17 protein-coding genes and 1 pseudogene are annotated in these 15,594 nt (G+C 67.5%); 10 read left to right on the top strand and 8 right to left on the bottom strand.

What is annotated here, in order from left to right:
* The first annotated feature begins 195 nt into the window (after positions 1-195).
* Positions 196-1,179: a 2-hydroxyacid dehydrogenase gene (locus DT069_RS17195; protein WP_119461555.1), complete on the top strand. Its 984-nt coding sequence runs from the start codon at positions 196-198 to the stop codon at positions 1,177-1,179.
* Between the two features lie 16 nt (positions 1,180-1,195).
* On the opposite strand, the gene DT069_RS17200 is transcribed toward DT069_RS17195, so the two are convergent.
* From DT069_RS17200 to DT069_RS17235, 8 genes and pseudogenes are all read right to left on the bottom strand, one after another.
* Positions 1,196-2,005, bottom strand: a complete 810-nt coding sequence (locus tag DT069_RS17200; protein WP_119461556.1) for a HesA/MoeB/ThiF family protein — start codon at positions 2,003-2,005, stop codon at positions 1,196-1,198.
* A 17-nt stretch (positions 2,006-2,022) separates the two neighbouring features.
* Positions 2,023-3,021: a cysteine synthase A gene (gene cysK / locus DT069_RS17205; RefSeq protein ID WP_119461557.1), complete on the bottom strand. Its 999-nt coding sequence runs from the start codon at positions 3,019-3,021 to the stop codon at positions 2,023-2,025.
* Between the two features lie 35 nt (positions 3,022-3,056).
* Positions 3,057-3,512, bottom strand: coding sequence for an RrF2 family transcriptional regulator (locus tag DT069_RS17210; protein ID WP_119461558.1), 456 nt, complete (start codon positions 3,510-3,512; stop codon positions 3,057-3,059).
* Positions 3,513-3,525: 13 nt separating this feature from the next.
* Entirely contained in the window at positions 3,526-4,011 is a 486-nt protein-coding gene (dut, locus tag DT069_RS17215; RefSeq protein WP_119461559.1) for a dUTP diphosphatase, read from the bottom strand.
* Positions 4,012-4,037: 26 nt separating this feature from the next.
* Positions 4,038-5,258, bottom strand: coding sequence for a bifunctional phosphopantothenoylcysteine decarboxylase/phosphopantothenate--cysteine ligase CoaBC (gene coaBC, locus DT069_RS17220; RefSeq protein ID WP_119461560.1), 1,221 nt, complete (start codon positions 5,256-5,258; stop codon positions 4,038-4,040).
* Positions 5,259-5,391: 133 nt separating this feature from the next.
* Positions 5,392-5,601, bottom strand: a pseudogene (locus tag DT069_RS17225) (isochorismatase family protein); the annotation flags it as partial.
* Positions 5,602-6,016: 415 nt separating this feature from the next.
* Positions 6,017-7,600: a 2-polyprenylphenol 6-hydroxylase gene (gene ubiB, locus DT069_RS17230; protein ID WP_119461562.1), complete on the bottom strand. Its 1,584-nt coding sequence runs from the start codon at positions 7,598-7,600 to the stop codon at positions 6,017-6,019.
* A 22-nt stretch (positions 7,601-7,622) separates the two neighbouring features.
* Positions 7,623-8,405, bottom strand: a complete 783-nt coding sequence (locus DT069_RS17235) for a class I SAM-dependent methyltransferase (protein ID WP_483887793.1) — start codon at positions 8,403-8,405, stop codon at positions 7,623-7,625.
* Between the two features lie 76 nt (positions 8,406-8,481).
* Here DT069_RS17235 and mutM point away from each other — a divergent pair, with 76 nt between their 5' ends.
* The 9 genes from mutM (at position 8,482) to dnaA (ending at position 15,505) form a co-directional block, all read left to right on the top strand.
* Entirely contained in the window at positions 8,482-9,351 is an 870-nt protein-coding gene (mutM, locus tag DT069_RS17240) for a bifunctional DNA-formamidopyrimidine glycosylase/DNA-(apurinic or apyrimidinic site) lyase (RefSeq protein ID WP_119461563.1), read from the top strand.
* A gap of 13 nt (positions 9,352-9,364) precedes the next feature.
* Entirely contained in the window at positions 9,365-9,757 is a 393-nt protein-coding gene (locus DT069_RS17245) for a hypothetical protein (RefSeq protein WP_119461564.1), read from the top strand.
* Between the two features lie 87 nt (positions 9,758-9,844).
* Positions 9,845-10,621, top strand: coding sequence for an enoyl-CoA hydratase (locus tag DT069_RS17250; protein WP_119461565.1), 777 nt, complete (start codon positions 9,845-9,847; stop codon positions 10,619-10,621).
* Positions 10,622-10,631: 10 nt separating this feature from the next.
* Positions 10,632-11,009 carry an arsenate reductase (glutaredoxin) gene (arsC, locus tag DT069_RS17255; RefSeq protein WP_119461566.1) on the top strand — a complete coding sequence of 126 codons (378 nt, stop codon included), beginning with the start codon at positions 10,632-10,634 and terminating at the stop codon, positions 11,007-11,009.
* A gap of 106 nt (positions 11,010-11,115) precedes the next feature.
* Entirely contained in the window at positions 11,116-11,547 is a 432-nt protein-coding gene (locus tag DT069_RS17260) for a PadR family transcriptional regulator (protein ID WP_425450332.1), read from the top strand.
* The gene (locus tag DT069_RS17265; protein ID WP_119461567.1) at positions 11,548-12,807 is read left to right on the top strand and encodes an MFS transporter; all 1,260 of its coding nucleotides are present in this window, start codon (positions 11,548-11,550) and stop codon (positions 12,805-12,807) included.
* A gap of 106 nt (positions 12,808-12,913) precedes the next feature.
* Entirely contained in the window at positions 12,914-13,174 is a 261-nt protein-coding gene (rpsT, locus tag DT069_RS17270) for a 30S ribosomal protein S20 (protein WP_119461568.1), read from the top strand.
* Between the two features lie 480 nt (positions 13,175-13,654).
* Positions 13,655-14,071: a rhodanese-like domain-containing protein gene (locus DT069_RS17275; protein WP_119461569.1), complete on the top strand. Its 417-nt coding sequence runs from the start codon at positions 13,655-13,657 to the stop codon at positions 14,069-14,071.
* Positions 14,072-14,089: 18 nt separating this feature from the next.
* Entirely contained in the window at positions 14,090-15,505 is a 1,416-nt protein-coding gene (gene dnaA / locus DT069_RS17280) for a chromosomal replication initiator protein DnaA (RefSeq protein ID WP_119461570.1), read from the top strand.
* Positions 15,506-15,594: the final 89 nt, after the last annotated feature.

Below are 15,594 nucleotides of genomic sequence, written 5' to 3' on the forward strand. Positions count from 1 at the left end.
GGGTGCTCCGGCTGGTGGGAATGATCGTCCCTTTCACCTACCGGCCGTAGTTGGCCGGGTCAAGCCGTAGCGCACGCTCGACGATAGGCAATCGCTGGACAAGGCGCGGCCGTCTTGCTATGGCAGACGCCACGCCGCCCATTGGGCCGCTCGTTGGGCTGCGATGCCCCAAGACTCCGTCCGGGAATCCGCCGAATGCCGCCGAAACCGCTTGTCGTCGTCACGCGCAAACTGCCGGACGCCATCGAAACCCGGATGATGGAGCTGTTCGACGTCCGCCTGAATCTGGACGACGAACCGATGACGCAGGCGCAGCTCGTCGAGGCGGTCCGGACGGCGACGGTGCTGGTGCCCACCGTGACCGATCGGATCGATTCGGCCGTCCTCTCGCAGGCCGGCCCGAAGCTCCGGCTAATCGCGTCCTTCGGCACCGGTGTCGACCATATCGATCTGGCGACCGCACGGCAGCGCGGCATCACCGTCACCAACACGCCCGGCGTCCTGACCGAGGACACGGCCGATATGACCATGGCGCTGATCCTCGCGGTTCCGCGCCGGTTGGCCGAGGGCGAGCGGCTGATCCGCTCGGGAAATTGGACAGGCTGGGGCCCCACCACCATGCTCGGCCACCGCATCTGGGGCAAGCGGCTCGGCATCATCGGCATGGGCCGGATTGGCAGCGCCGTCGCCCGCCGCGCCCGCGGCTTCGGCCTCGCCGTGCATTACCATAACCGCCGACGCGTCCATCCCGATCTCGAGGCGGAGCTGGAAGCCACCTACTGGGAGAGCCTCGACCAGATGGTGGCGCGGATGGACATCATCTCGATCAACTGCCCGCACACGCCGGCGACCTTCCATCTGCTGTCGGCGCGTCGCCTGAAGCTGCTGCCGCGCCACGCCTATATCGTCAACACCTCGCGCGGCGAAGTGATCGACGAGAACGCGCTCACCCGCATGCTCCAGCGCGGCGAGATCGCCGGCGCCGGCCTCGACGTCTTCGAGCAGGAGCCGGCGGTGAACCCGAAGCTGGTCAATCTCGATAATGTCGTCCTGCTGCCGCATATGGGCTCGGCCACGATCGAGGGCCGCATCGACATGGGCGAGAAGGTCATCATCAACATCAAGACCTTCGTCGACGGCCACAAGCCGCCCGACCGCGTACTCGAGACGATGTTTTAGATGATTACCCCTCCCCTTATGGGAGGGGGTGCTCCGTTCCATGCCCGCTCAGATCCCGGATCGTCGCCTGCGGGCCGCAGAGCGGGCAGGCCGGATCGCGCTTGAGGCGGATCTTGCGGAAAGTGGTGGCGAGGCCGTCATAGACCAGCAGACTGCCGGACAGGCTCTCGCCCAGACCGAGCAGCTCCTTCAGCACCTCGACGGCCTGCAGCGAGCCGACCGCGCCGGCGATGGCGCCGAGGATGCCGGCCTCCTCGCAGCGGGGAATCAGGTCCGCTGGCGGCGGCGTCGGGAACAGGCAGCGATAGCAGGGGTGCGCGCCGCCGAGATGGGCCTTGTAGGTCGAGAGCTGTCCGTCGAAGCGCAGCAACGCGGCGCTCACCAGCGGGATCCTGGCGAAATAGCAGGCGTCGTTCAGCAGAAAGCGGGTCGCGAAATTATCACTGCCGTCCGCGACTAAGTCATAACCGGCGAGGATCTCGGCCGCGTTCGCCGCCGTCAGCCGCGTCCGGTGGGGAACGATCCGCACGTCGGGATTAATCTCCGCCACCGTCGCCCGTGCGCTGTCGACCTTTGGCTGATCGAGGCTCGCCGTCTTGTGGATCACCTGGCGCTGCAGGTTCGACAGCTCAACCACATCGTCGTCGATCACGCCGAGAGTTCCAACGCCGGCGGCGGCGAGATAGAGCAGGAGCGGCGAGCCCAGCCCGCCGGCGCCGACCACCAGCACCCGGCTCTCCAGCAGCTTCTCCTGCCCTTCCTCACCGACCTCGTCGAGGATCAGATGCCGGGCATAGCGATGAAACTGGCTGTCGGTCAGGTCCAAAACCGGAACTCCGCCGTTCAGCTCAAGCCGTCGAACAGCGGCGTCGAAAGATAGCGTTCGGCGAAGGACGGCAGGATCACCACGATCTGCTTGCCGGCCATCTCCGGCCGGGCACCGATCTCCAGCGCTGCGGCGAGCGCCGCGCCCGAGGAGATGCCGACTGGCAGCCCTTCCAGCGCCGCCACCCGGCGCGCCGTGGCGAAAGCCGTTTCGTTGCCGATCCGGATCACCTCGTCGATCATGTCGCGGTTCAGGATCTCCGGCACGAAGCCGGCGCCAATACCCTGGATCTTGTGCGGGCCGGGTGCGCCGCCTGACAGGATGGCGCTGTCCTCGGGCTCGACGGCGATCATCCTGAGAGTCGGCTTGCGCGGCTTCAGCACCTCGCCGACGCCAGTCAGCGTGCCGCCGGTGCCGATGCCGGACACCACCGCATCGACTTCGCCGCCGCTGTCGCGCCAGATCTCCTCGGCGGTGGTGCGCCGATGAATCTCCGGGTTGGCGGGATTGCGGAACTGCTGCGGAATGACCGCGTCGCCGATCTCCTGCATCAGCTCCTCTGCCCGCGCGATGGCTCCGGTCATGCCCTTGGCGGCCGGCGTCAGCTCGATCTCGGCGCCGAGCAGCCGCAGCATCTTGCCGCGCTCAGCGGACATGCTTTCCGGCATGGTCAGGATCAGGCGATATCCCTTGGCCGCGCAGACGAAGGCGAGTGCGATCCCGGTGTTCCCGCTGGTCGGCTCGATGATCGTCGTGCCGGAGCGGATCTTTCCCGCGGCCTCCAGCGCCTCGATCATCGCCAACCCGATCCGGTCCTTCACCGACGACAGCGGATTGAAGAACTCGCATTTGCCGACGATCTCGGCGGCGATTCCGGCCTCCGCCGCCAGTTTCGACAGGCGGATCATCGGCGTCGCGCCGATCGTGTCGAGAACGCTGTCATAGACGCGGCCGCGGAATTCCCCCGGCTGCGACTCGGGCGATCGGACATCGGGCTTTCGGGACTTCAGACTCATAATGTGCTCTCGGCTGTGTCTCGGGGGCGGTGACGTCAGATGCTGAAATCGAGGCGGGCCGGCAGCTCTGTCTGGATTCCCACGGCGCGGGCCCGCTCGCACAGATCCTCGACCGTCACCGCGTCGAGCTCTTGCATGATCTTCTCCTGCATTTCGCGCCAAAGCGGCCGAACGACTTCCATGCCGATCGCCGAGCCGTTGTCCTCCTCGGCGGGATCGGGGACGGCCTCGATCTGCCGCACCGTGCGGACGATCTCGCCGACCGTGATCCGCCGCCGCTCGCGCGCGAGGCGATAGCCACCGCGGGGACCGCGCTGACCCGCGAGAACGCCCGACCGGACCAGGTGCTGAAGCACCTGCTCCAGATAACGGCGCGGGATTCCCTGGCGTTCCGATATCTCGCCGCTTTGCACCGGGCCGCTGACGCTGTGATAGGCGATGTCGACCACGGCCTCGATGGCGAACAGCAATTTTCGTGACAGGCGCAACATACGGTTCGGTCCCCTATCGCCGCGCTGTCAACGTGGTCGAGCTCCCAATGGAGCTCCCGGTGGAGCCGAACCCGCCCGGCCCGCGATCCGTATCGTCGAGGCTGCTCCGCTCCGCCCAGGTGATCCGGGTGACCGGCGCCACGACCAGCTGCGCGATGCGGTCGCCGCGCCGGACCGCGACCGGGTCGGCGCCATGATTGATCAGGATGACCTGGATCTCGCCGCGATAATCGGCGTCGATCGTGCCGGGACTGTTGAGGACCGTCACGCCCGTCTTCAAGGCCAGGCCGGAGCGCGGCCGGACCTGCGCCTCGTATCCATCGGGAAGGGCGATGGCGATGCCGGTCGGGACCAGCGCCCGGGCGCCGGGTGTCAGCGTTGCCTCGCCCTCGATCGCCGCCACCAGGTCCATGCCGGCGCTCGACGCCGTCGCATAGGCGGGCAGCGGCAGGTCGGCCGCATGCGGCAGCCGCCGCAGCGCCACTGTCAGAGCGGGCATGTGGCCCTCAGCACTCAATGGGACGGTCATGATGCGGCGGCCGGCTGGGCCGCTATCAGGTGACGCGCGATCCGCTCGGCCAGCCGGTCCGCCACCGCTTGCTTGGCCTGGGTCGGCCAGCTCTCCACGCCCCCGGCCGAAACCAGATGCACCGTGTTCTCGCCGCCGCCGAAGGTGCCGGTGCCCGGCGAGACGTCGTTGGCGAGAATCCAGTCACAGCCTTTCGCGGCGCGCTTGGCGGTTGCGTTCTCGATAACGTTCTCCGTCTCGGCGGCGAAGCCGACGACGAGACGTGGGCGTTGATTCCCCGCCTCGGCGAGGCTCGCCAGAATGTCCGGATTCGCGGTCAGCGTCAGCTGCGGCGGCGCCCCGCCGTCCTTCTTCAGCTTCTGCCCGGCGGGCGTCGCGACCCGCCAGTCGCCGACGGCGGCGGCGCAGACGGCGACATCGACCGGCAGCGCCCCGCGGCAGGCGGCCAGCATTTCCTCCGCCGTTTCGATCCGGCGAACCTCGACTCCGGCGGGGTCCGGCTCGGCTGACGGGCCTGAGACGAGAAGCGTGTCGGCGCCGCGCCGCGCCAGCGCGGCCGCGATGGCGTGCCCCTGGCGGCCGGAGGAGCGGTTGGCGATGAAGCGCACGGGGTCAATCGGCTCATGCGTCGGCCCGCTGGTGACCAGCGCCCGGAGGCCGGTCAGGCTGGTGCGCTCGATGAAATGCTCTTCGATCGCGGCCAGGATCTCCATGGGCTCGGCCATGCGGCCGGCGCCGACCTCGCCGCAGGCGAGATCGCCGCTGCCCGGCCCCACGCGTGCGACCCCGCGCCGCTCGAGCGTCGCGATGTTCGCCTGCGTGGCCGGATGCGCCCACATCATCAGGTTCATCGCCGGCACGACCAGGACCGGCTTGTCCGTTGCCAGGAGAGCCGTGGTCGCGAGGTCGTCGGCGATCCCCTGCGCCATCCGCGCCAGGATGCTGGCGCTGGCCGGGGCGACGACGACCAGATCGGCCTCGCGCGAAAGCCGGATATGCCCCATCTCGCTCTCGTCGGTGAGCGAGAACAGCTCCATGAACACCTTCTCCTCGCTCAAGGCCGCGACCGAGAGCGGGGTCACGAACTCGGCGCCGCCCTTCGTCAGGATACAGCGAACCGCCGCCCCGCGCTCGCGCAGGCGGCGGATCAGCTCGAGGCTCTTGTAAGCGGCGATCCCCCCGGAGATGACCAGAAGGACGCGCTTGCCGTTAAGCATCTTGTAAATCCCGGAATTTCACAGCGACAGCCTGTCCTTAAAGTAGGGTGTGAGGCGATCGGGCGCAAGCTTGGAGCGGCCCCGGTCGTCGGCCGGTGTATCTAACCATAATCCTAAGGACTTGCGAGCAGGGCTATCGTTTCATCAGCCGTGCGAACATCGCCGAAATTACGATAGATCGCGGCCAGTGCGCCGCGATGTTCAATCTCGCTCCCGATGTTCGCGCGTCGAGCATGACCACACAGAAGCCGCAGGAGTGGGCGTCTCGTGCGGACGCTTCGCAACATACGTTGCTGACGGCCCCGGCAATCAACACTGTATCGATGCCGCGCGCAGCGAGTTGCTCGCGAAGATCGCAAGCGCCTGGTCAGAAGGCGCCGTAACCTGATTTCCCGGCGTGGAGGTCGTCCGGCAGGATGGATCGGGGTGGAGGACTGCACGCGGGTCGCCTTCAGTCGTCGCGGCGCGATTGCGCCGCCGGCACGCACCGCCGCGGCAAGCCGGTTCACGATCGCGATGACCCTCGGGGCGTCCCTGGGCCGCTCCCTGTGCCACTTGAGAGCAAAACGGTCAGGTCGATCACCACCAAAGCCGTGCGTCGGGCGTCCAGCGTCTCGAAAGCTTGCAGTCTACCGCGACGAAGCCGCATCCGTTCGACGAGCTTCGGCGGTAGCCAATCGACACCGACCGTTGATGTAGCGCCCCCGGCCGTCGCTGAGTCAGTCGGTTCGAACTGACCCGCTGCCTCGGTGCCTGGCTCACAAGGCCAGCAGGATCAGCGCCGCCAGCAGCCCCACCGCAACCCAGAGCGGCAACACCGCCCGACGGATCTCACGGTCGCGGGCGCGCAGCGCCGTGGGATGTGGCTTCACACCAGTGTCAGCGACGGCAACCGCCGCGCGCTCCGCCGCGGCGAGCAGGTCGGGCAGTCGGCCCGCGGCGCGCAGGGCGTCCTCGACCGCCTCCAGGATCCGCGCCTCGGGGCCGCGGTTCTCGCGCATCCAGCGTTCGATCAGCGGCTGAGCCAGCGTCCAGATATTGAGGCTCGGATCGAGCTGCCGGCTCACCCCCTCAGCCATCAGCATGTTCTTCTGCAACAGGAGAAGCTGCGGCTGTGCCTCCATCTCGAACGCTTCGGCGATTCGGAACAGATGCCCCAGCATCCGGGCGAAGGAGATTTCGTTCAGCGGCCGCCCGAAGATCGGCTCGCCGATCGACCGGATCGCCTGGGCGAAATGGTCGAGCGACTGTGTCGGCGGCACATAGCCGGCATCGAAATGCACCTGCGCCACGCGCCGGTAGTCGCGCTCGAGAAAACCCAGCAGCATGTCCGCCAGATAGTACCGGGTCTTGCGGTCGAGGCGGCCCATGATGCCGAAATCGACCGCGCCGATATTTCCGTCCGGGCCGACGAACATGTTGCCCGGATGCTGGTCGCCGTGGAAATAGCCGTCGCGGAACACCTGCTTGAAGAAGATCGCGGCGGCCCGCGTCAGCACGGCCTCAATGTCGAAGCCGGCGGCCACCAGCGCTGCGCGGTCGTCCATCGGAATGCCGGTCAGCCGCTGCTGCGTCATGACCCGCCGCGCCGTTCGGCGCCAGTCGACCGCCGGCACGCGATAGGTCGGGTCGCCGGCGAAGTTCTGCGCCAGCTCCGCCGCCGCCGCCGCCTCCAGCCGCAGATCCATCTCGATCCGCACCGTTTCGGCGAAGGTCCGGACGACTTCGACGGGCCGGAGCCGGCGCAGCTTCGGCTGGGTGCGCTCGACCAGTTCGGCGAGCCACATCAGCAGGTCCAGGTCGCGCGCGAAAGCCTGCTCGATGCCGGGGCGCAGGACCTTCACCGCCACCTCTTCCGTTTCGCCGTCCTCTCTCGCGATGGTCGCGTAATGAACCTGCGCGATCGAGGCGGCCGAAACCGGCCGGTCGTCGAAGCCCGTGAACAGCTCGTCGATAAGCGCGCCCAGCTCGGCTTCGATCGTCGCCCGCGCGACCGCGGGATCGAACGGCGGAAGCCGGTCCTGCAGCGTCGACAGGTCGGCCGCGACCGCCTCGCCGAGCAGGTCGGAGCGGGTCGACAGCATCTGGCCCAGCTTGATGAAGGCGGGGCCTAGCTCGCCGAACGCCGCGGCGATCCGCTCGCCCGGCCGCTTGTCCTCCGGCCATTTGTCCCCGGACCAGCGCCGGGCGCGCCGGGTGGTCAGCAGCCGCCCGGCGACGAGCATGGTCGGCGCGACCCCGGCGCCCTCGACCGCGGCGCGTAGCGGGCCCAGCGCGCCGTACCGCGCCAGCGTGCGGACGATCGTCAGCAGCCGAAGGAGATTGCGCAGCGCTCGAAGCATCGCGGTCCTTGCGCCCGCCTCTCTAAAGTCGCCAGGCGGAATGCAGCGCCGCGATGCCGCCGGTCAGGTTCCGGAACTTGACCTGAGACAGGCCGGCCGCCGCGATCCGCGCGGCCAAGGCTTCCTGCGGCGGAAAGCGGCGGATGCTCTCGACTAGGTATTGGTAGGACTCGCGGTCGCCCGCCACCATCTGGCCGAGCAGCGGCAGCATGCGAAAGGAATAGAGGTCGTAGAGGCGTGCCAGGATGGGAAGCGCGACTTGGCTGAACTCGAGGCAGAGAAAGCGGCCGCCCGGCCTCAGCACGCGCCGCGCCTCGGCCAGCGCGCGGTCGATCCGCGTCACATTGCGCAGCCCGAAGGCAATCGTGTAGGCGTCGCAGCTCCGGTCCGCCAGCGGCAGGTCCTCGGCATTGCCGGCGACCCAGTCGATGCGCCAGTCATGGCCGAGAAGGCCGCGATCGATCGCGCGGTCGCGGCCGACCTGCAGCATCGCCGGCGTCATGTCGCAGACGGTGATGCTGCTGCCGCTCGCCGCGGCGGCGTCCGGGCCGCCGATCCGGTCCAGGACGCGGAAGGCGATGTCGCCCGTCCCGCCGGCGACGTCGACCAGATGCAGCCCCGGGCGCGGCGCCAGCCAGTCCATCATCGACGCCTTCCACAGCCGGTGGACGCCGCCCGACATCAGGTCGTTCATCAGGTCATAGCGGCCGGCGACGCTGTCGAAGACGCCGCGCACCAGCGATGCCTTTTCCGTCTCGTGCACTTCGCGGAAGCCGAACCAGGCTCTCTGCTCTTCCTCGTTCATCATGCGGCGGACCATAGCGCGCCGGCGGTCACTGCGCTAGCTTGAGACCGGTCTCCGCAGTCCCAAGATATCCGCCATGCCCGAACTTCCCGAAGTCGAAACCGTCTGCCGTGGGCTGACGCGCTGCATGCAGGGCCGGCGGCTCGCCCGAGTCGAGCAGCGTCGGCCGGACCTGCGGTTCCCGCTCCCGCCCGATTTCGCGACCCGCCTCACCGGCCGGCGTGTCGAGCGGATCGCCCGGCGGGCGAAGTTCATCCTGATGCATCTCGACGACGGGATGGTGCTGATCTGCCATCTCGGCATGTCCGGCCGGATGCTGGTGAGCGACGGCGCGCCCGCTGTGACGCTGCCGCATGATCACATCATTTTCGAGACCGACGACGGCGCCGTCGTCCGCTTCAACGACGCCCGGCGCTTCGGCTTCATGGATTTGACCCCTGAAACGGATCTTGGGGCACACCCGATGCTCGCCAATCTGGGGCCGGAGCCGCTCGGCAACGCTTTCAACGGCCCTGTCCTGGCTGCGGCGCTGAAGGGCAAGGCGACGCCGATCAAGGCCGCCCTGCTCGATCAGCGGGTGGTCGCCGGGCTCGGCAACATCTATGTTTCGGAAAGCCTGTTCTGGGCCGGGCTGTCGCCGCGCCGGCTGGCGCACACCGTGCAGGGCGAACGCGCCGAGCGGCTGGCGGCGGCGATCCGTCGGGTGCTGACCGAGGCGATCGCGGCCGGCGGCTCGTCCTTGCGCGACTATGTCCAGACCAGCGGCGAGCTCGGCTATTTCCAGCACCGCTGGGCGGTCTATGACCGTGCTGGCGAGCCCTGCCCCGGCTGCGATTGCGTGAATGGTGCGGTTGCGCCTGGAGTTGCCCCTGGAGCGGTATCCGGCATCCGCCGCATCGTCCAATCCGGCCGCGCGACTTTCTATTGTGCTCGGCGGCAGCGCTGAGGTACACCGAGCCATGCTTCATCGACACCTCCTTGCCGCGGTGGCGGCGCTGCTTCTGGCCGTCGCGATGCCGACGGCCTGGAAAGGAGCGGGCTGGTTGCAGGCCCAGGGCAGAGAAGCGGGCGATTTCGTCGCCGGGGTCGAGGACCTGCCGCTGATGCCCGGCCTATCGGAGATCGAAACCGCCAGCATCGTGTTCGATGCGCCGAGCGGACGGATCGTCGAAGCTTATGCCGCCGGGCCGGTCACGCGCGATCAGGTTCTCGCCTTCTACGGGGCGACGCTGCCCGAGCTCGGCTGGACCAGCGAGCAGCAGACGCAGTTTCACCGCGAGGGGGAAATGCTGCGGCTGGACTTCCTCGATGGCGAGGAGCTGACCGTTCGCTTCACCCTGTCACCGGATTGACCCCGAAGGCCGTTCGCCCAAAAGCCGTTCGTTCGAGAAACTTACCCCACCCCCTCCCGCTGATGCGGGGTCGCCGCGAGAGGATACATGCCCTACAGCCATATCATCGCCGAGAAGAAGGGCCGCGTCGGCCTCATCACCCTCAACCGTCCGAAGGCGCTCAACGCCCTGTCGGATGCGCTGATCGGCGAGCTCGGCCAGGCGCTCGACGCGTTCGAGGCGGATGGCGAGATCGGCGCCATCGTCCTGACCGGCAGCGAGAAGGCCTTCGCCGCCGGGGCCGACATCCTGGAGATGAAGGATCGCAGTTATATCGACGTCTACAGCTCGGACTTCATCACCCGAGGCTGGGAGCGGGTCGCCCATTGCCGCAAGCCGGTGATCGCGGCGGTGGCGGGCTACGCGCTGGGCGGCGGCTGCGAGGTCGCGATGATGTGCGATTTCATCCTGGCCGCGGAGAACGCCAAATTCGGCCAGCCGGAGATCACCCTCGGCACCCTGCCGGGCGCCGGCGGCACCCAGCGCCTGACCCGCTTCGTCGGCAAGTCGAAGGCCATGGAGATGTGCCTCACCGGCCGCATGATGGATGCCGAGGAGGCGGAGCGCGCCGGGCTGGTCAGCCGCGTGGTGCCGAACGAAAGCCTCGTCGAGGAGGCGCTGAAGGTGGCCGACCGCATCGCCGGCCTGTCCCAGCCGATCGTGATGATGACGAAGGAGGCGGTGAACCGCGCCTATGAGACGACGCTGGCGGAAGGGATCCGGTTCGAACGGCGCCTGTTCCATTCGACCTTTGCGACCGAGGACCAGAAGGAAGGCATGACCGCCTTCTCCGAGAAGCGGCAGCCGGACTTCAAGAACCGCTGAGCGAGACGACATGCCCCAATCTACCCACCCTTCGGCTGACATCACGATCTATCACAATCCGGCCTGCGGCACGTCGCGCAACACCCTGGCCCTGATCCGGAATGCGGGCATCGAGCCGCGGATCGTCGAATATCTGAAGGCTCCGCCGACGCGGCCGGAACTGGTCGACCTTATCCGCCGCGCGGGGCTTGGTGTCCGCGACGCTCTTCGCGAAAAGGGAACGCTCTATCATGAGCTTGGGCTGGATAATCAGTCGCTCACCGATGATCAGCTTCTCGACGCCATGCTCGCGAACCCGATCCTCATCAACCGTCCCTTCGTGGTCACGCCGCAGGGAGTCCGGCTCTGCCGGCCCGCGGAAACCGTGCTGCAGATCTTGCCGTCGTAATCGACGGGACCGCCGACGGATTCGTTCGCAGCTTGCATGCGTCGGTCCGCCGGCCGCACATGCATTGCCCATTGACGCATTGACCTTCGAGGCATAGGCTTTCGCCATGCCAAAGCCTTCCACCCGTCCGCGTGCCGTCCCGAAGCCCGCGCCCGACTTCACGAGCCGGGCCTATTGGAACGGCACGATCAAGATGAGCTTGTCGAAGTTCTTCATTCTCTGCGTGCTGCATCAGCGGCCCATGCACGGCTATGACATCGCCGGCGCGGTCGAGCGCACGACGAACGGATGTTGCTCGCCGACGGAAGGCACGATCTACCCTGCGCTTCGCGAGTTCGAAGAGGGGGGATATGTCACCTCGGAAAGCGAAGTGGTCTCGGGCCGGGAACGCAAGGTCTACACCTTGACCGACAAGGGCCGGGATGCATTCAAGGTCGCGGTGGAGGCGTGGATGGACGTGACGCGCTGTCTGATCGAATCGGGACGCGTGGCCGCGGGCAGCGACCGCGGGCCGGATGCGGCCCCCTGCTGCAGCTAGATGAGTGAAGCGAAGACCGTCGGCGAGGCGCCGCTTCCGAAGCCTCGCCGGAATCGTCGCAGCTTCATCGCGGGCCTCGGAATCGGCCAGATCGTGTCCTGGGGCTCGCTCTATTACAGCTTTCCGCTGATCGCGGAGCCGATGGGGCGCGAGCTCGGCTTCGGCAAGACCGAGATCTACGGCGCGGCGACCTTCGGCCTGATGATCGCAAGCCTTGCCGCCTATCCGATCGGAGCGGCCATCGATCGCGGCCGCGGCAGGGCAGTAATGACCCTCGGCTCTGCCGCCGGCGGGCTGTTGCTGCTCGCCTGGGCGCAGATCGGCAGCCTCTGGTCGCTCTACGCCTTGTTTGCCGGCGTGGGCCTCGTCCAGGCGATGACCCTCTACGACCCGGCCTTCGCCGTTGTCGCGCGCCGCTATGGCGTGGAGGCCCGTCGCGGCATCACCGCGCTCACGCTCTGGGGCGGGTTCGCAAGCACGGTCTTCGTGCCGTTGACGCAGCTTCTCCTCGACCAACTCGGATGGCGCGACGCCCTGATGGCGCTGGGGCTGATCAATCTCGGGCTCTGCGTCCTGCTTCATCTCCTGGTGATCGATGCCGGGGCGGATGCGCCGAGGGCCGCCCTTGCATCGACAACGGACGGCCGTCCGCCGCTGGCGGGCCGGCAGGCCGTGGGCTGGGCCTTCGGGAGACCGGCCTTCTGGGGCCTGCTCGTCGCCTTCACGGTCTATTACGGCACCTTCTCGGGGCTGACGTTCCATCTCTATCCGATGCTGATCGAGCGCGGATTCGACGCCGCGACGGTCGTCGCCGCAATCGCGATCATCGGGCCGTCGCAGGTGGCCGGCCGCATCGCGATCTGGGTCTTCATGCGTGAAAGGTCGGTGCGGGCGATCGGCATGGCGACCGTCCTGGCCTTTCCGGTCAGCCTGCTGCTGCTTCTGCTCCTCCCGTCGGGCTTCGCGTCGCTCGCGATCTTTGCCATGGTCTACGGCGCCGCGAACGGGATCATGACGATCGTGCGCGGCCTCGCCGTGCCTGAGATGCTGACGCGCGAGGCCTATGGCGCGATCAACGGCCTGCTTGCGGTTCCGGCCACCGCCGCGAAGGCGATCGCGCCCGTCGCCGCGGCCCTCCTGTGGGCGGCGGCCGGGTCCTACGACGCCGTTCTCGTGGCGGCGACCCTCGGCTCCGGACTTGTCGCCGCCGGCTTCTGGTTCGCGGCGATCCGGAGGGAGCGGGCGCCGGCAATCCCCTAACGTACACCCTCGGGCGTGCATCCCGACGCGCACCCTTGACGCGCTACCGGGTCGAGCGATATAACCCGCCGCCCCAATTTGATTCCAGCTAGAGCGAGCTTTTGGCATGGCCCACCACAAGTCGGCGAAGAAGCGCATTCGCCAAACCGAGAAGCACACCGCGATGAACCGCGCCCGGACGAGCCGCATGCGGACCTTCATCAAGAAGGTCGAGACGGCGATCGCGAGCGGCGACAAGCCGAGCGCGCAGACGGCGCTGCAAGAGGCGCAGCCGGTGATTCACCGCAGCGTCACCCATGGCGTGCTCCATCGCAACACGGCGGCGCGCAAGCTGTCCCGCTTGTCGGCGCGAATCAACCAGCTTTAGGGCGCGTTTCCCGCCGCGTTCCGGTCGGTTGTCCAGCCGTCCTCCCGGCATCGCCGGGCGGACGCGGCCGCGATTCGTGCCCTCCGCTTATGTGGGCCGATGATGCGGCCCGAAGGTGCGACACGGTCGGGCCGGAGTGGAATTTTTCTTGCGTTCTCTTTTCGATCATATTGCCATCGCCCGGCCCCGCGAGTAGAGTCACTCGCCGTGGACGGGAGGACAGTCCGAGGCTAGGCGTTAAAATAAAACGCAAGTAATGGTTGTATCCTAGTCTTCACTTCGATTTGTCATTCGTGGATCTAAGAAAGTCACTTGCGTGATTTTCCAATTCTATGTTTGACCTATAGTCGAGACTGCGGCGTTCTGGGGGACCTGTTGGTGGCGGCGGCCGCAGGAAGAGGTGTGTTTTGGCGCCTGAGCTTGGCGCCCGAGGCTGGCGCGTGAAGGCGGGCAGGGCATGCGGAAGGGTTTCAAGCGACAATGACCTATGCTGGGGATGTGCGGCCGACCGAGGCTTGGGGGATGCTGGCTCGGGACGCGAACGCACTTCTCGTCGACGTTCGCACCCGACCCGAGTGGACGTTCGTCGGCGTTCCTGACCTCACGTCAGTCGGCAAGATGCCGATCCTGCTGTCCTGGCAGGTCTTCCCGGACATGAACCTGGCCACGGATTTCACTCAGCGGCTCGCCGATGCGGTCCCGTCGCGGGAGGCGCCGATCCTGTTCCTGTGCCGCAGCGGCGCGCGATCCCGCGCCGCGGCCGCGGCAATGGCGGCGCAAGGCTACAGCCGCTGCTTCAACGTGTCGGATGGATTCGAAGGCAATCTCGATGCTGATCGGCATCGCGGCCAAGCCGCCGGATGGAAGGCGGCTGGCTTGCCCTGGATGCAGGATTAGGCGGAAGGGGGCAGCGCCATGAAGCTCGACGGACCCGATACCCAGCTCAACGCGCAATGGGCCCGTGTACGCGGCCGGCTTCGGGCCGAGTTCGGCGAAGCGGCCTTTCGCAGCTGGCTGAAGCCGCTGACGCTGGTCAGCCACCGCGGCGCCGAAATTCGCGTGGCGGTGCCGACCCGCTTCATGCGCGACTGGATTGTCTCGCATTACGGCGATCGGCTGCAGGCGCTGTGGTCGGGCGAGAATCCCGATATCCGCGCCGTGGAGATCGTCGTCGACAGCGGCCGCCCGCAGCTCGCCAAGGCGGTTCCCAGCGCGTCCATGTCCGCCGGCCTGTCCTCCGCGACGGAGAGCCCCGAAGGCGACGCTGCGGCGCTGACGCTCAATGGCGCCGCCAGCGCGCAAGACGATGTCAGCGCGCCGCTCGATCCCCGCTTCACCTTCGATGACTTCGTCGTCGGCAAGTCGAACGAGCTTGCCTATGCGGCCGCCCGCCGCGTCGCGGAGGCGAAGACCGTGCCGTTCAATCCGTTGTTCCTCTATGGCGGCGTGGGGCTCGGCAAGACCCATCTGATGCATGCCACCGCCTGGCACATCAAGCGGCGCACCCCGGGCCGCCGCGTGATCTACCTGTCGGCCGAGAAGTTCATGTACCAGTTCATCCGCGCGCTGCGGCACAAGAACACCATGGCCTTCAAGGAGCAGTTCCGCTCGGTGGACGTGCTGATGATCGACGACGTCCAATTCATCAGCGGCAAGGATTCGACGCAGGAGGAGTTCTTTCACACCTTCAACGCGCTCGTCGATCAGAACCGCCAAGTCATCATCTCCGCCGACAAGTCGCCTTCCGATCTCGAGGGGCTGGAGGAGCGGATGCGCTCCCGTCTCGGCTGGGGGCTGGTCGCCGACATCCACCCGACCACCTACGAGCTGCGGCTCGGCATCCTGCAGGCCAAGGCGGAGAACCTCGGCACCGAGATGCCGCTCAAGGTGCTGGAATTCCTCGCCCATAAGATCACCTCCAACGTCCGCGAGTTGGAAGGCGCGCTGAACCGGATCGTCGCGCACGCCACGCTGGTCGGCCGGCCGATCACGCTGGAGACGACGCAGGAGGTGCTGCATGACCTGCTCCGCGCCAACGACCGGCGCGTCACGATCGAGGAGATCCAGAAGCGGGTCGCCGAGCATTTCAACATCAAGATCGGCGACATGCATTCGGCGCGGCGCGCCCGCGCGGTCGCCCGGCCGCGTCAGGTCGCCATGTATCTGGCCAAGCAGCTCACCTCCCGCTCGCTGCCGGAAATCGGCCGCAAATTCGGCGGCCGCGACCACACCACGGTGATGCATGCCGTGCGCAAGATCGAGGAACTGCGGGCGACCGACAACAGCTTCTCCGAGGACGTCGAGCTGCTCCGCCGCATGCTCGAGGGGTAGGTCCCCGCCCGCCCCTCATCTTTCGGCGTCGCTCAGGATGAGGCCCTCATGGTGAGCTTGTCGAAACATGGGGCCCCGCCCGCCTGGCC

Origin of the sequence: Virgifigura deserti (genome assembly GCA_003576685.1) — a bacterium.
Classification (GTDB): Bacteria; Pseudomonadota; Alphaproteobacteria; order Dongiales; family Dongiaceae; genus Virgifigura; species Virgifigura deserti.

Coding starts and splice junctions, on each gene's coding strand:
- dut (WP_119461559.1), bottom strand. CDS start 4,011: ATGCCCGCTCTGACAGTGGCGCTGCGGCGGCTGCCGCATGCGGCCGAC.
- DT069_RS17235 (WP_483887793.1), bottom strand. CDS start 8,405: ATGAACGAGGAAGAGCAGAGAGCCTGGTTCGGCTTCCGCGAAGTGCAC.
- ubiB (WP_119461562.1), bottom strand. CDS start 7,600: ATGCTTCGAGCGCTGCGCAATCTCCTTCGGCTGCTGACGATCGTCCGC.
- DT069_RS17265 (WP_119461567.1), top strand. CDS start 11,548: ATGAGTGAAGCGAAGACCGTCGGCGAGGCGCCGCTTCCGAAGCCTCGC.
- coaBC (WP_119461560.1), bottom strand. CDS start 5,258: ATGCTTAACGGCAAGCGCGTCCTTCTGGTCATCTCCGGGGGGATCGCC.
- dnaA (WP_119461570.1), top strand. CDS start 14,090: ATGAAGCTCGACGGACCCGATACCCAGCTCAACGCGCAATGGGCCCGT.
- cysK (WP_119461557.1), bottom strand. CDS start 3,021: ATGAGTCTGAAGTCCCGAAAGCCCGATGTCCGATCGCCCGAGTCGCAG.
- DT069_RS17210 (WP_119461558.1), bottom strand. CDS start 3,512: ATGTTGCGCCTGTCACGAAAATTGCTGTTCGCCATCGAGGCCGTGGTC.
- DT069_RS17260 (WP_425450332.1), top strand. CDS start 11,116: ATGCCAAAGCCTTCCACCCGTCCGCGTGCCGTCCCGAAGCCCGCGCCC.
- mutM (WP_119461563.1), top strand. CDS start 8,482: ATGCCCGAACTTCCCGAAGTCGAAACCGTCTGCCGTGGGCTGACGCGC.
- arsC (WP_119461566.1), top strand. CDS start 10,632: ATGCCCCAATCTACCCACCCTTCGGCTGACATCACGATCTATCACAAT.
- rpsT (WP_119461568.1), top strand. CDS start 12,914: ATGGCCCACCACAAGTCGGCGAAGAAGCGCATTCGCCAAACCGAGAAG.
- DT069_RS17245 (WP_119461564.1), top strand. CDS start 9,365: ATGCTTCATCGACACCTCCTTGCCGCGGTGGCGGCGCTGCTTCTGGCC.
- DT069_RS17275 (WP_119461569.1), top strand. CDS start 13,655: ATGACCTATGCTGGGGATGTGCGGCCGACCGAGGCTTGGGGGATGCTG.
- DT069_RS17195 (WP_119461555.1), top strand. CDS start 196: ATGCCGCCGAAACCGCTTGTCGTCGTCACGCGCAAACTGCCGGACGCC.
- DT069_RS17250 (WP_119461565.1), top strand. CDS start 9,845: ATGCCCTACAGCCATATCATCGCCGAGAAGAAGGGCCGCGTCGGCCTC.